The 13,574-nt window shown below is 63.1% G+C and carries 12 protein-coding genes; 5 read left to right on the top strand and 7 right to left on the bottom strand.

Annotated features, from left to right (window positions below; translation table 11 throughout):
• Positions 1 to 106 precede the first annotated feature (106 nt).
• Together BM353_RS08850 and BM353_RS08845 are read left to right on the top strand one after the other, a co-directional pair.
• Complete coding sequence (locus tag BM353_RS08850; protein WP_092079507.1) at positions 107 to 1,093, top strand: TAXI family TRAP transporter solute-binding subunit; 987 nt, start codon at positions 107 to 109, stop codon at positions 1,091 to 1,093.
• 105 nt (positions 1,094 to 1,198) lie between these two features.
• On the top strand, positions 1,199 to 3,463 hold the full coding sequence (locus BM353_RS08845) for a TRAP transporter permease (RefSeq protein WP_092080002.1): 2,265 nt from the start codon (positions 1,199 to 1,201) through the stop codon (positions 3,461 to 3,463).
• Positions 3,464 to 3,539: 76 nt separating this feature from the next.
• Here BM353_RS08845 and BM353_RS08840 read toward each other — a convergent pair whose 3' ends face one another.
• The 3 genes from BM353_RS08840 to BM353_RS08830 form a co-directional block, all read right to left on the bottom strand.
• Positions 3,540 to 4,361 carry a DUF481 domain-containing protein gene (locus BM353_RS08840; RefSeq protein ID WP_177220505.1) on the bottom strand — a complete coding sequence of 274 codons (822 nt, stop codon included), beginning with the start codon at positions 4,359 to 4,361 and terminating at the stop codon, positions 3,540 to 3,542.
• Between the two features lie 136 nt (positions 4,362 to 4,497).
• A complete protein-coding gene (locus BM353_RS08835) occupies positions 4,498 to 5,442 on the bottom strand; it encodes a LysR family transcriptional regulator (RefSeq protein WP_092079504.1) in 945 nt (314 codons plus the stop codon).
• Positions 5,443 to 5,522: 80 nt separating this feature from the next.
• Entirely contained in the window at positions 5,523 to 6,764 is a 1,242-nt protein-coding gene (locus tag BM353_RS08830) for a type 2 periplasmic-binding domain-containing protein (RefSeq protein WP_177220504.1), read from the bottom strand.
• Positions 6,765 to 6,852: 88 nt separating this feature from the next.
• Here BM353_RS08830 and BM353_RS08825 point away from each other — a divergent pair, with 88 nt between their 5' ends.
• Positions 6,853 to 8,982 carry an ATP-binding protein gene (locus BM353_RS08825; RefSeq protein WP_177220503.1) on the top strand — a complete coding sequence of 710 codons (2,130 nt, stop codon included), beginning with the start codon at positions 6,853 to 6,855 and terminating at the stop codon, positions 8,980 to 8,982.
• The gene (locus BM353_RS08820; RefSeq protein WP_177220502.1) at positions 8,975 to 9,349 is read left to right on the top strand and encodes a response regulator; all 375 of its coding nucleotides are present in this window, start codon (positions 8,975 to 8,977) and stop codon (positions 9,347 to 9,349) included. The genes BM353_RS08825 and BM353_RS08820 overlap by 8 nt, the downstream gene beginning before the upstream one ends.
• A gap of 61 nt (positions 9,350 to 9,410) precedes the next feature.
• Here BM353_RS08820 and BM353_RS08815 read toward each other — a convergent pair whose 3' ends face one another.
• The gene (locus BM353_RS08815) at positions 9,411 to 9,809 is read right to left on the bottom strand and encodes a response regulator (protein WP_177220501.1); all 399 of its coding nucleotides are present in this window, start codon (positions 9,807 to 9,809) and stop codon (positions 9,411 to 9,413) included.
• A gap of 239 nt (positions 9,810 to 10,048) precedes the next feature.
• Between BM353_RS08815 and BM353_RS08810 the strand changes: the two genes are divergently transcribed.
• The gene (locus tag BM353_RS08810; RefSeq protein WP_177220500.1) at positions 10,049 to 10,462 is read left to right on the top strand and encodes a response regulator; all 414 of its coding nucleotides are present in this window, start codon (positions 10,049 to 10,051) and stop codon (positions 10,460 to 10,462) included.
• 24 nt (positions 10,463 to 10,486) lie between these two features.
• Here the strand turns inward: BM353_RS08810 and BM353_RS08805 are convergent, their stop codons facing one another.
• From BM353_RS08805 to BM353_RS08795, 3 genes are read right to left on the bottom strand one after another with little or no spacing between them, the layout of a single operon-like run.
• A complete protein-coding gene (locus BM353_RS08805; protein ID WP_092079996.1) occupies positions 10,487 to 12,208 on the bottom strand; it encodes a SulP family inorganic anion transporter in 1,722 nt (573 codons plus the stop codon).
• A gap of 19 nt (positions 12,209 to 12,227) precedes the next feature.
• Positions 12,228 to 12,677, bottom strand: coding sequence for a protein tyrosine phosphatase family protein (locus BM353_RS08800; protein ID WP_092079486.1), 450 nt, complete (start codon positions 12,675 to 12,677; stop codon positions 12,228 to 12,230).
• A 9-nt stretch (positions 12,678 to 12,686) separates the two neighbouring features.
• Positions 12,687 to 13,568, bottom strand: a complete 882-nt coding sequence (locus BM353_RS08795; protein ID WP_092079483.1) for an MBL fold metallo-hydrolase — start codon at positions 13,566 to 13,568, stop codon at positions 12,687 to 12,689.
• Positions 13,569 to 13,574: the final 6 nt, after the last annotated feature.

Raw genomic sequence — 13,574 nt, 5'->3', positions numbered from 1 at the left:
GTGGCGCAGATTCCTTTGCCCCCCGGCTTGAGCGGCGCGCGCCCCCTGCGTCCTAAATGCGCACGCATGGCGGTCATTGGCCGCCTCTGACTGGAGGAGAGACAAGATGTCATTTTCGAAATTCACCGCGATCGCGGCCGCATCGGTTGTGAGCGCATCGGCGGTTTTCGCTGACGATCACGTGGATCGCACCGGCTGGCCCGAGAGCTTCACCGTCGGCACCGCGAGCCAAGGCGGCACCTACTTCGCCTATGGCTCCGGCTGGGCCAACCTTGTGGCCGAAGAGCTCGGCCTCACCGGCGGCGGCGAAGTGACCGGCGGCCCGATGCAGAACATGGCGCTGGTGCACACCGGCGAAGCCCAGTTCGGCATGACCACCATGGGCCCGGCGATGGAATCGCTTCTCGGCACCAACCCGATCGCACCGGGCCTGCAGATGACCAACGCCTGCGCGATGTTCCCGATGTACCAGACCCCGTTCAGCGTCACGGCGCTGTCGTCCTCGGGCATCACCACGATCGCCGATATCCCGGCGGGCGCCAAGATCGGCTTTGGCCCGGCGGGCTCCACCTCCGACACCTACTTCCCGCGGATGATGGATGAGCTCGGCGTCGACTACGAGCGCCGCAACGGCGGCTGGTCCGACCTCGGCGGTCAGCTTCAGGACGGGCTCCTGGACGTGATCGCCTTCGCGGCCGGTGTTCCGGTCCCGGCGGTGAGCCAGCTCGAAGTGCAGACGGACGTGAACATCATCGAGTTCACCGAAGAGGAACAGGCCAAGATCATGGCGGCCTTCCCGGTCTCCGAGTTCAACATCGCGGCCGACACCTACAGCACGCTCGAGTCGGATGCGCGCTCGGTCTCCATGTGGAACTTCTCCATCGCCAACTGCGATCTGCCGGAGAGCTTCGTCTACGCCGTGGTCGACACCGTCATGTCCGACAACGAGCGGATGGTGAACATCCACCGCGCGGCCCGTTCGACCCTGCCGGAAAACTGGGACAAGAACAAAGTCCTCGACTGGCACCCCGGCGCGGCGCGCTGGTTCATCGAGAACGCGGGCGCCACGATCCCGGAGAACATGATCCGCTGACCTCAGGCCAAATGACCTGACAAGAGCCGCACCCGCCCGCGCGCGGGTGCGGCATGACGTGCTTTTCGTGCCCGGGACAGAATGTGCCGCCCGGTGGAGGACAACATGAGCCAAGCTACAGCAAATCAAGACGAAATCGTTCTGGCCGAAGGGGTCGACGAGGAGCCCGTCGAACGCAACCGCCGCCTCTTCGAGGGGCTCGGCATGATCCTGATCACCGCCCTCGCGACGCTCTACGCCGCGTTCCACATGATTGCGCTCAACGGCGTGTCGATTTCCGACTACACCGGGATCGAGATCCCCTTCCTGCCGCAATTCCCGCTGGAGACTTGGAACTTCCGCATCATCCACATCGCGGGCGCGCTGGCGCTCGGCTTCCTGCTCTTCGCCTCCCGGCTCTTCACCGACGAGGCCCGCCCTGCGACGCCGCTGCTCTCCAAGGCCGGGCTCTTGCTGCTCGCCCCCGCGGCCGTTGCCATTTACGCGGTCATCACCTTCATCAACCTGATCAACTCAGGCACCTTGCCCGTCATGGGCGGGCTGACCACCTGGGCGGCCTTTCCGGGGACGGAAATCTATGGCCGGGAAGTGACGCTCTTCGGCTTCCCGCTCCTGATCGCGACCCTCGGCGCCATCGTGCTCGGCTGGGTCGAAAACGCCCCCCGCGCGCGTTTCGCCACCGCTGACATCGTGCTCGCTATCTGCGCGCTCATCGTCGCGGGCTATCTCGTCGCGATCTACAGCACCGCCGCGCGCAACTCGGTGGGCACGCCCTTCGTCCCCATCGGCGTCGCCTTCGCCGCAACCGCCGGCACGGCGATGATCCTCGAACTGACCCGCCGCGTTGCCGGCCTCGCGCTCGTCGTGATCACCGGCGTCTTCCTCGCCTATACCTTCACGGCGCATCTGCTTCCCGGCATCCTCGCGGTCCAGAACCCCTACACATGGCAGCGCTTCTTCGGCCACGTCTACTCCGACGCGGGCATCCTCGGGCCGACCACCGCCGTCTCCTCGACCTACATCATTCTCTTCATCATCTTCGCGGCCTTCCTGCAGGCCTCCAAGGTCGGGGATTACTTCGTCAACTTCGCCTTCGCCGCCGCCGGGCGCGCGCGGGGCGGACCGGCCAAGGTGGCGATCTTCGCGTCGGGGCTCATGGGCATGATCAACGGGACCAGCGCGGGCAACGTGGTGGCCACGGGCTCGCTCACGATTCCGCTGATGAAGAAGGTCGGCTACCACAAGAAGACCGCCGGCGCGATCGAGGCCGCCGCCTCGACCGGCGGGCAAATCATGCCGCCGATCATGGGCGCGGGCGCCTTCATCATGGCCGAAATCACCGGCATCCCCTATACCGATATCGCCGTCGCCGCGATCATCCCGGCGATCCTGTACTTCGCCTCGATCTACTTCATGGTCGATCTCGAAGCCGCCAAGCTCGGGATGCGGGGCATGCGGGAGGATGAGCTGCCGAAACTGAAAAAGCTCATCCGCCAGGTCTATCTCTTCATCCCGATCATCATCCTGATCGTCGCGCTTTTCATGGGCTACTCGGTGATCCGCGCCGGGACATTGGCCACCGTGGCCGCCGCGGTCGTCAGCTGGCTCACACCCAGCCGAATGGGCCTCGCCGCCATCCTGCGGGCCTTCAACCTCGCCGGGATCATGTCGGTCCAGATCATCGCGGTCTGTGCCTGCGCGGGGATCATCGTGGGCGTCATCTCCCTCACCGGGGTCGGAGCGCGCTTCTCCTCGATGCTGCTCGATATCGCCGCCACGTCCCAGCTTCTGGCGCTCTTCTTCGCCATGTGCATCGCGATCCTGCTGGGCATGGGCATGCCGACCACCGCCGCCTATGCGGTCGCCGCCTCCGTCGTGGCCCCCGGCCTCGTGGACCTCGGCATCCCCCAGCTCACGGCACATTTCTTCGTCTTCTACTTCGCCGTGGTCTCGGCCATCACCCCGCCGGTCGCGCTCGCCTCCTATGCCGCGGCGGGCATCTCCGGCTCCAACCCGATGGAGACCTCCGTGGCCTCCTTCATGATCGGCATCTCGGCCTTCGTCGTGCCGTTCATGTTCTTCTACAACGCCGCCATCCTGATGGACGGAACGTGGTTCGAGGTCGGCCGCGCGGCCATCACCGCGACGTTCGGCGTCTTCCTGCTGTCCTCGGGGGTGCAGGGCTGGTTCGTCGGGGGGCGCGTGGCGTGGTTCATGCGGGTCGGGCTGATCGCGGCGGCGCTCTTCATGATCGAAGGCGGGCTCATCTCGGACCTGATCGGCCTCGTCTTCGCCGGTGGGCTCTATGCGCTGCAAAAGCTGGTGCGGCCGGCGCCCGACGCCACCCTGGACGTGCGCGGCGCAGATTGACGCCGAACTGACGCAGACAAGAAAAAGGGGCGGATCACTCCGCCCCTTTCGCATTTCAGGGATACCAAACCTGAAATCAGAACCCGTAGACCAGCGAGACGCCGAGGGAGTTGTCTGCCGCGTCGAAGTCTTCCAGCGGGTTGTCGTTCCACTCGGAGCGATAGGAGACGCGGGTCGAGACAGCATCGGTCACGCGGAAGTTGACGCCAAGATCGTTGGTGACCAGCGTGTCCTGTTCGGAGAACAGGATGTCGGTGTCATTGGTCAGCGTCGTGTTCTCGTTGATCGCGATGTAGTAACGCGAGGAGACGATGCCCGCGGTCTCGGTGGTGTCGTTGCCGTCCTGATCTTCGATGTAGCGCACGCCGGGGCCAGCCTGAAGGCGCCAGGTCTGCTTGGAGTCGTTGACAACCCGATAGCCCGGGCCGAAGCCGAGGAAGGCGTCGTAGCGGTTGCTGTCGAAGGCGTCGTAGCGCACGGAGCCGAGGCCGAAGACGTAGAAATCTTCAGAGAAGTAGCGGTTCGCGTCATAGGTGACGAAGGCTTCTTCCTTGTTTTTCACGTCATTGTCTTCGGCGAGTTCGACGGCGAAACCGAAGGTGTGGTTCCACGGGCCGTTGCCGTAGCGGAAGCGGCCGGCGAGGTCGAGGTCGGCGGTGTCGGTGTTGCCCGAGGTGGCCGAGAGGCCCATCGCGACGCTGCCTGCCCAGCCTTGGGCGTATTGGTTGCCCGCACGGTCGCGGACATCGGCGTTGGAGAGATCGTCTGCGACGTCTTCCTGAATGTCGTCGATACGGTCGTCGAGCGCGTCGACGCCGGTGAGGGCGCCCTGTGCGAACACAGGTGCAGCCACGATGAGCGCCAGCAGGGACGCGGCCAGAACATTACGGTGTTGCATGGGTCTATCCTTTCACAACAGAATTCTTTGACCCGACCTGAGAGGCCGGGAGCATTGCTGCTGGGTTGGGACATACGGCGGGGGTTAAGGTGAGAAAAATTTAAAATAATCAGGGATAAAACGAGTTATGCTCACTTCATTCCAACTCGCCCGAAAGTGCAGCAGATCCAAGCACTTCCACGGCCTGGCCGCCGCTGATCTCCGAAAGTTCCGCCTTGACCGCCGAATGATCGGCCTCAATCTGCGACTTTATTGCAACAAGTCCGCGCTCGGCCCCCTCTCTGATCTCCGGATCGAGGTCATCGCGCCAGATCGACCAGACCGGATAGGGAAACATCGGCGCGTCCGGCACGAGGAAAAGCTGGCCCGCATCGAGGTATCGCTTGATGTAGCGCGCCGGCAGGTAGGCGGCCGCGTGGCGGGAGATGACATACTCCGCCACCATCGCACCGAGCGACATCGTCAGCCCGGAATTCGTGAGCTGGGGCAGCTCCTGCGCGTGGGCATGGACAAACTCCGGGCCCCAGTCGACGAAGACATAGTTCCCCGGAATCTCGTCGAGCCGCGCCTCCCAGGAGGCCGCGAGGACGAGCTCTTCATCGAGCAGCTTGCTGGCGCTGAGACCCGGGCGCAGCTGCGGGCTGTACATCAGGCCGACCTGCACCAATCCCTCGACGAGAAACCGCATGATCCGGTCCGGCATCCCGAGTTCCGCGCGGATGTTGAGCGTCGGCATGTCCTGCTGCATCCGGTCGATCCAGCCAAACCCGAGCCGCGGCCAAAGCGAATATTGCGCGCCGATGCTGAGCGAACGCGTGTAGCCTTCTGGGATGCCGACCTGCTGGCGCGCCTCTTCCCAGATCTTGACCAGCGAGAGGGCATAGCGTTCGAACTCCCGGCCCGCGGGGGTCAGCTCCGCGCCGGCCTTGGACCGGGTGAAAAGCTGTTTGCCGAGATCGCTCTCCAGCCGCGCGATGCGCAGGCTGACCGCCGATTGCGTTACGAAGAGCCGTTCGCTGGCGTTGACGAAAGACCCCGACGCGGCAACTTCGAGGAAGGTACGGATGAGGGCGATGTCCAAGAGAGCCTCCTGTGGGGCGGGCCGTCGCCAAACTGGCGCAGCCCCACCCTATCCACAAGCGATCCTCACCTCAAAGCCGTTTACCTCACGCGGGAATAGAACCGCGCCTGCTCGGCCCGGCCAAATTCGAAGGTCACGGTCTCCCACTCCAGCTGAAGCCGCTTGAGCGCGTCTTCGGGCCGCGCGGCCCCGCTGATGGCGGAGAAGACATGCTCGTTGAGCCCGGCCATGTAGTTGCCATGTCCGGGAATGTAGAGGTCCGGGCCCGCAGCGCGCATCGCCGCTTCGTGCTCGCGCAGGAAGCTGTCGCCGTAGACCTCCCGGACCTTGGGCGAGCGATAGTGGCTTTCGTGGAACGGGTCGAAGAAGCCGCCCACCTGCTCGACCGCGAGGGTCGAGATTTCCGGCGTCATCGCCAGCACGCTGAGCAGGAACCCTAGCTCTGGCTGCTGCGCGCTTTGCGGCAGGACGAAGGACCAGCCCCAGTTGAAATACCCGTTCCCGCTGCCCGCGCCCTTGGGCAAGGGGGCGTGGCTGAGCTTGCCGCGCAGGGGCGAGCCTTCCTGTTGAAAGGACTTTTGCGAACCGCCCCAGCCGATATTGGCGAGGATGGTGTTTTCCTTGTAGATCTGCCAGTTCTCGAAGAGCCCCGCGGTGAGGGATCTGGGGTGCTGCGAGGCGCCCGAGCGGATCATGTCCTCGATGACCTTGATCGCCGCGTCGCTCTGGAACGTCGGCACCATCCCCTCGCCAAACAGCGGCACCCCCTCGGCCTGAAGCCGCGAGATGTATTCCCACCCGACATATCCCGCCTGGCGGAAGAGCAGGCCGCCCCAGATATCGTCTTCCGGGCGGTTGAAAAACGCCATCATCTCATCGAACTCGCCCCAGGTCTGCGGCGTCGCCAATGTCCGGCCATGGCGGTCTTCGAAGGCGGCCATCTCTTCGGGGTCCCGCAGCAGATCGTCGTGGAAAAACAGCAGGTAGACATCGCCATCGGTCTGGAAGCCGAAGTGCTGATCGCGGAAGACATCGCCGTGGGTGTAGAGGTGGCCCGCCGGATCGTAGAGATCGGGATAGCGCTCGAGGAACGGGTCCATTGGCTGCACCACGCCGAGATGGATCAGATCGGGCAATCCGAAAGTCGCGGGGAGGGCCACATCATGCGCACCGCTGCTCAGAAGCGCGTCCTCGGTGAGCCGCGTGTTGATGTCGTCCACATGGGTCACGGTGGTCTCGACCGCGACGCCGCTCAGCCGCGTGAATGCCTCAAGGATCGGTGCGAGATTGTCGCCGCTGCCCTCGGGAAGCATGAGCCGCAACGGACCGCTGGCCTCGGCCCCGACCCGGGCGAGATGCGCCCCGACCGCATCGATGTGGACAGCGTTCGCCCTTGGCGAAAACCCCGTCGTGAAACCGGACGCAAGCAACCCGGACAATACCGTTCGACGCGAAACCATCATACCGCAACTCTACCTTGAGTTTATACCAATGTTAACGCTTTATGAACTTAAACTGGTTACCGAATCCTTACCCGGTCGGCAGAAGGAGGCCAGCTTGCAGGCGCAGACATCGGCCCAAGGGTCCAGCCTCGTTGCACGGATGCGACTTTCGATCGGCATCATCGCCGGGCTTGCATTCTTCGTTGTCGGCCTGTCGGCGCTGGCGCTCTACGAGGTGGGCAAGGAGCGCGAAGAGCTTATCGAGATCAACCTCTCGACGCTTCTGGAACTCGACCGGATTCACGCCCTGTTGCCGCGGGTCGTCAGCGCCCTGCTCCTGCGCCAGGAATTGGCGGGCAGCGCCGCGCCTCTGGGCGAGAGCGACATTCCCCTGCCGGATCTGAACATCACGCTGGCAGAAATCCGCCATCACGCCGAACGTCTGGCCGAGATTGAAATGTCCGAGGCAGGCGCCGAATTCGCCGGAGACCTCGAAGTGGTGATCGCCGGGGCGGAAGACCTCGCCGCGCTGGACAAGGAGCTCGATCTGACGCGCGGACGCCTGCGGCAGCTGTTCGATCCGGTCGCGCAGGAGCTTGAAACGGCCGAGCGCCTGATCGTGGAAATGCGTGAGGAGGCCGATATCCGGCTCAAGTCGAGCGACACGATTCTGCCAGACGACGTTCGCCGCTATGTCCTGCTCGAAAACGCCCTGCGGGAGCTCTATGCGACGCAGGTTGCCTTCGATAACCTCAGCCAGACAACGTCGCAGGAAGATGTCGCGCGGGAGAGCGCGCTCCTGCGCATCCATGTTCGCGACATCGTCTACATCCTCGCGCGGCTCTCCCCCTCCGAACAGCGCCAGTCCCTCGTTCAGGCGGTCCAACGGTTGCGCGCATTGGTCTTCGAAACCGCCGTGCTCAGCGAATTGGCTGAACAGGCGAACCTGCTCGATCGGGCGACCGTCAACAGGAACGAGCTTCTGCTCAACCTCGAGGAATTTCAGAACTCCCTGACCCAGATCGCAGAGAGCCAGGCCGAATTGGTGTTTCGCCGCGGTGAGGAACTCTCCAACAAGACCCGGTTCTTCTACGGCCTTCTGATCACACTCGCGCTCGGGGTTCTTCTTGCAACGGGTTTGGCCTCCTACCAAGTGCTCGAAAAGGGCGTGGCCCGGCGGATTCGGGCTTTGGAGAAAAACCTCGATCAGCTCAAGGCCGGCACAAAGGCGCGGCTTGCCCTTCACGGCCCCACTGACGAGCTTACGCGGATCAACGAGGCACTCAACGAGTTGCGCCGCCAGACCCTCGCCCGCGATCGCATGGAGGCCGATCTGCGATCGGCGATGGAACAAGCGACCGAGACGGCGCAGGCCAAGACGCAGTTCCTGTCGACCATGAGCCACGAGGTGCGCACGCCGCTCAATGCGATCATCGGGCTCTTCGAGCTGCTGGAGACCTCCGCCATCCCCGAGCGGCAGCAACTGCGCGCCACGAATGGCAAGCAGGCAGGAGAGAAGCTTCTGGGATTGCTCAACAATGTGCTCGATGCCTCGCGGATCGACACCGATGCGCTGCACATCAGCCACGCCCGCTTCGATGCGAGCGACCTGCGCGATGATATCGAAACCGCGCTCGAAGGCCGCGCGGCAAGATCGGGCAGCACCGTCACCGGAAAAATGATCTGGCCCGCGGATATTCCCAAACATTTGTTTGGTGATCTCTACAGAATTCGACAGGTCATTTACAATCTCGTCGACAATGCTTTTCGGTTCACCCCAAATGGGACGGTTACAGTTGAAATTTCTTTTGAACCCACCCCGGACGCGACTTTGAGAGTCGCCGTTCGCGACGAAGGAATCGGAATTCCGGCCGATCAGATCGCCCGAATCTTCGAACCTTTCACGCAGGTTGAGGACGGAATGCGCCGCAAAGTGGGGGGCAGCGGATTGGGGCTTTCCATTTCGCGCTCTCTGGTTAACCTTATGGGGGGCTCACTTTCTGTCACCTCTGAAGAGGGGCGGGGAACGGAGTTTGTATTCACCGTGCCAAATGCTCTATACTCCGATGAGAAACCGAGGGAGAATCAGCTTGCCTAGCCAAATTCTTGTCGTTGAGGACGACCCGCTTAGTCGCTTCATGATGTCCGAGATGCTTGAAGATCTCGGCTATGATGCGATTTTTGCGGAGGACGGCGAGCTTGGTGTGCAAGCGGCGAAGAACGGTTCGTGCCCGGTTGACCTGATCCTGATGGATATTCACCTGCCCAAGAAATCGGGGCAGGAGGCCGTGAACGAGATTCGCGCCCTGCCCGATCATCCGCCGCGGAATATCCCGATCATTGCCGTCTCTGCTGACGGGCGCTGGCAGGATGCGGAGCGCGTCAAGGATTATGGCTTCACCAGCGCTGTGGCGAAGCCGGTTCGCATGGCGGACCTTCGGGCGCTGTTGAGCTTACATCTCTAGCGATCCCTGACCTTGCTTAAAAGGTCAGGTTTAATCGCTTTCAGTCCTTTATCAGGGGTATTTACGACCGGGCGCTCATCTCTGCAGATGGGCACGCGTCCCGATGCGTCAAATGATCGGCCATCGCCCGAAGATCGCGCAAATCCACCGGCTTACGCAACAACCAGCTCACGCCCTTGGCCACCTCGGTATGTTCGCCGTGGGCCATGACCCCGGATCCGGTGATCATGAGAATGGGCAGGTTCGGCGTCCGGACGCTGATCCAGTCCGACAAACTGATAGTACTGCCATCATCGACGAACAGATCGAGGATCACCAGATCATAGGTTTTTCGGAGCAACCTCGATGTCGCTTCCTTGGTTGAGGCCACCGTCTCGCATTCGAATTTCGAATCGGACAGAACCTCGCTCCAGAGAAACGCCAGCTGCGGACAATCTTCAACAATAAGAACTTGCAACACGAAACCTCCTGCCTGCGCGTTTATCTAGCCTCAAAGTGGTAAACGCTTGGTTAATGTCCGCGCACGCGCGCACCCCGTCCGGGAACTATCGTGTGGACTCAGCTCGCTAGACGAAACGTTTAATCTCGCCCTATTATTAAAAGAGATTGGGCGACCTCCAAATTCAATCCAAAGCGCTTTATGGTTGACAAAATCTTATTAATGAAGCCTTAATTGGAAGTGTGTTGAGGAGTATCACGGTGTCCCAGTTCAAGCCGCATCTCATTTTAGTTGAAGACGATCACGAACTTGCGCATTTCTACGCCGAAGTGGCGTTTGAAAACGGATGGCAAGTCACCAGATGTTCAACCGGCTATGAGCTGATCGACACGCTCAAAGTCGATCCCGGCCCGGCGATGTTGCTCATTGATGTACACCTTCCCGAAATGGATGGTATCGAGGTGATCGACCATATCTCGCATCTCGCGTCATCGCTGCGGATCCGGTTCGTGACCGGGGGCGAAGCGGCCTATATCATCGCGGCCCGCATGATCGCCGATGCGCGTTCTCTCAACACCGGGCGCAATCTTTTCAAACCGGTAAGCGCGGAAGATCTGTCGACCCTGCTTCATTCCGAAGAGATGGAATTGCAGCGCCTCGCCGCCTGCGCCTGACCACAGATTTCCACGTCGTGAGCCTTACTCAGCGGCGGCCTTGCCCGATCGCGCCAGAGCGCTGATCGCGCGATCCTGGGACAAGAAGACCTCGCCGCTCAGGTGATCGAGGAAGTGGCTTTTTTCGAGCTTGTCCATCACCGGCCCCTTCACCTCGCTCAGATGCAGCTTGATGCCCATGTCGCTGAGCCGCGCGTCGATGGCCTCAAGGCTTTCCAGCGCCGAGAAGTCGATCGCGTTCACCGCCGAACACAGCAGCACCACATGCCGGATCTCCGGCGCGCTGGCGACGCGGGCATAGATGTAGTCCTCAAGGAACCGTGCGTTGGCGAAGTAGAGGCTCTCGTCCACCCGAAGCGTGACGATGGTCGGATCGCACTCGACGTCATGGCGGTGAATGTTGCGGAAATGCTCGGTCCCCGGAACACGGCCCACCTCGGCCACATGCGGGCGCGAGGTATGAAAGAGGTGCAACCCGATGGAGAGCGCGACCCCGGCAGAGACGCCGGTTTCGACCCCGGCCAGAAGGGTGATGAGGATCGTCACCGCGACGGCGGCGAAGTCGGCCTTAGAATAGGCCCAGGCCTTGCGCAGGATCGAGAAGTCGACGAGCGAGAGCACCGCGACGACGATGGTGGCGGCGAGCGTGGCTTTGGGCAGGAAGTAGAACAGCGGCGTGAGCGCGACGGCGGCGATGGTCAGGCCGACCGCGGTAAAGGCCCCGGCGGCCGGGGTCTCGGCGCCGACATCGTAGTTCACGACCGATCGCGCGAAGCCTCCCGTGACCGGGTAGCCGCCGGTGAAGGCCGCGCCGATATTGGCGGCGCCAAGGCCGATCAGCTCCTGATCCGGATCGATCCGCTGGCGTTTCTTGGCCGCAAGCGTCTGGGCGACGGAGATGGATTCGACGAACCCGATGATCGAAATGAGCAGCGCCGGCATGAAGAGTTCGGAGATCAGCGCCATGTCAATGGGCGGGAATGTCAGCGGCGGCAGCGCGCGCGGCACCTCTCCGATGATCGCAACCCCGCGGCTCTCGAGCGCGAACCCGGCGGTGAGCAGCGTGGTGACGACGACAGCGGCGACGGGTCCGGCCTTGGTGAGGATATCGGCGAGAATTCCCCGGATTCCGAGCCTGTGGAGCAAGGGTTTGAGCCCCTTGCGGACCCAGAAGAGAAACCCTGTCGCCCCCACCCCGAGCGCCAGCGTGATGGGATTTATCTCGCCGAGATGGGCGCCGAGCGAGCCGAGCAGCGCGGGCAGGCTGTGGCCATGGGCGTCGATCCCCAGCAGGTGCTTGACCTGGGTGAGCGCGATGAGGATGCCCGATGCGGTGATAAACCCGGCGATGACCGGGTGGCTGAGGAAGTTGGCGAGAAAGCCGAGACGGAGCAGCCCGAGACCCAGCAGCATGAGCCCCGACATGAAGGCCAGGAGGAGCGCCGCGGCGGCATAGCCCGCCGTCCCCTGTTCGACCACGTTGCCGATGGCCGCCGCCGTCATGAGCGAGACGACCGCCACCGGCCCGACGGCCAGCGCGCGGCTTGTCCCGAACACCGAATAGAGCAGGATCGGCACGATCGACGCATAGATCCCCGCCTCGGGCGGCAGGCCCGCCAGAAGCGCGTAGGCAAGCGATTGCGGGATGAGCATGATCGTGACGATCACCGCGGCGACGAGGTCGTTGGTCAGGGCTGTCTTGTTGTAGGTCCGGCCCCAGTCGAGGATGGGGAAATAGCGCTGCATGGGGTGTCCCGCCTCTTGTTTATTGGCCGTCGCCGGATGGCGCGGCGTGGTGGCCCGCTTGCGCGATGCGCGCGGCCAGCCCGTCGAGATCATACCCCGCCGACTTGGTCGCGGCGAGGATGTCGGCGAGGGTGCGTTCGCCGGCGGCACCGAGCGACCAGAGCGTGGCCGAACGCGTACCGGTGCGGCAATAGGCCATGACCGGGCCGGGCAGGTCCCGGAGCATCCCGGCAAAGCGGGCGGCATCCTCATCGCGGAATTCGCCGGGAGTCACCGGCAGGTAGCGCGCCACCAGACCCGCCGCCTCGGCAGCCTTGGCGATCTCGGCAAAGTTCGGCTGGCCCGGCTCCTCGCCATCGGGCCGGTTGCAGACAACCGCGCCGAAACCCTGTCGCTTGAGCTCCGCCATGTCGGCGGGGCTGAGTTGGGGCGCGACGCTGAGCGCCGCATCGATCCTGTTGATCTGCATCACATCACCTCAGAGCTTGTTCACTGGCACTTTGAGCATCGGATCGCCCTCCGCGTCCCGGGGCACCTCGCCCGCGCGCATGTTGACCTGCAGCGAAGGGATGATGAGCTTGGGCATGTCGAGCGCGGCATCCCGCTCGGTACGGAACTTGATGAAGGCCTCCCGGCTTTTGCCTTCGCCCACGTGGATGTTCTTGGTCTTCTGTTCCGCGACGGTCGTCTCCCAGGCGACGGGGCGGCCGCCTGGCCCGTAGTCGTGGCACATGAAGAGGCGCATCTCGTCGGGCAGGCTCAGCACTTTCTGGATGCTGTCATAGAGCTCGCCCGCATCGCCGCCGGGGAAATCCGCGCGGGCCGAGCCGCCGTCGGGCATGAAGAGCGTATCGCCGACAAAGGCCGCGTTGCCCATCACATGGACCATGCAGGCGGGCGTATGGCCCGGCGTGTAGATCGCGAAACACGCCATCTCGCCGACCTTGTAGCGGTCGCCGTCCTTGAAGAGCGCATCGAACTGCGAGCCGTCGCGCTCGAACTCGGTGCCCTCGTTGAAGACCTTGCCGAAGGTCTCCTGCACCACGGTGATCTTCTCGCCAACGCCGATCTTGCCGCCGAGCTTTTCCTGGATGTAGGGCGCGGCGGAGAGGTGATCGGCGTGGACGTGAGTCTCGATGATCCACTCCAGCTTGAGGCCTTCGGCGCGGATATAGTCGATCACCCGGTCGGCGCTCTCGAAGCTGAGGTGGCCGGCGGCGTAGTCGAAGTCGAGCACGCTGTCGATCACGGCGCAGGCGTCGCTCGCCGGGTCCTTCACCACATAGGTGAAGGTGTTGGTCGGCGCATCGAAGAAGGTCTCGATCCGCGGCGTGACGGTCATGTTGACAGGGTAGGTCATGGTATC

Source organism: Poseidonocella sedimentorum (genome assembly GCF_900116005.1).
GTDB lineage: Bacteria > Pseudomonadota > Alphaproteobacteria > Rhodobacterales > Rhodobacteraceae > Poseidonocella > Poseidonocella sedimentorum.
Note: the sequence above shows the minus strand (reverse complement) of the source record. Positions and strands in the feature narration are given on the sequence as shown.

Coding starts and splice junctions, on each gene's coding strand:
- BM353_RS08850 (WP_092079507.1), top strand. CDS start 107: ATGTCATTTTCGAAATTCACCGCGATCGCGGCCGCATCGGTTGTGAGC.
- BM353_RS08845 (WP_092080002.1), top strand. CDS start 1,199: ATGAGCCAAGCTACAGCAAATCAAGACGAAATCGTTCTGGCCGAAGGG.
- BM353_RS08840 (WP_177220505.1), bottom strand. CDS start 4,361: ATGCAACACCGTAATGTTCTGGCCGCGTCCCTGCTGGCGCTCATCGTG.
- BM353_RS08805 (WP_092079996.1), bottom strand. CDS start 12,208: ATGCAGCGCTATTTCCCCATCCTCGACTGGGGCCGGACCTACAACAAG.
- BM353_RS08800 (WP_092079486.1), bottom strand. CDS start 12,677: ATGCAGATCAACAGGATCGATGCGGCGCTCAGCGTCGCGCCCCAACTC.
- BM353_RS08795 (WP_092079483.1), bottom strand. CDS start 13,568: ATGACCTACCCTGTCAACATGACCGTCACGCCGCGGATCGAGACCTTC.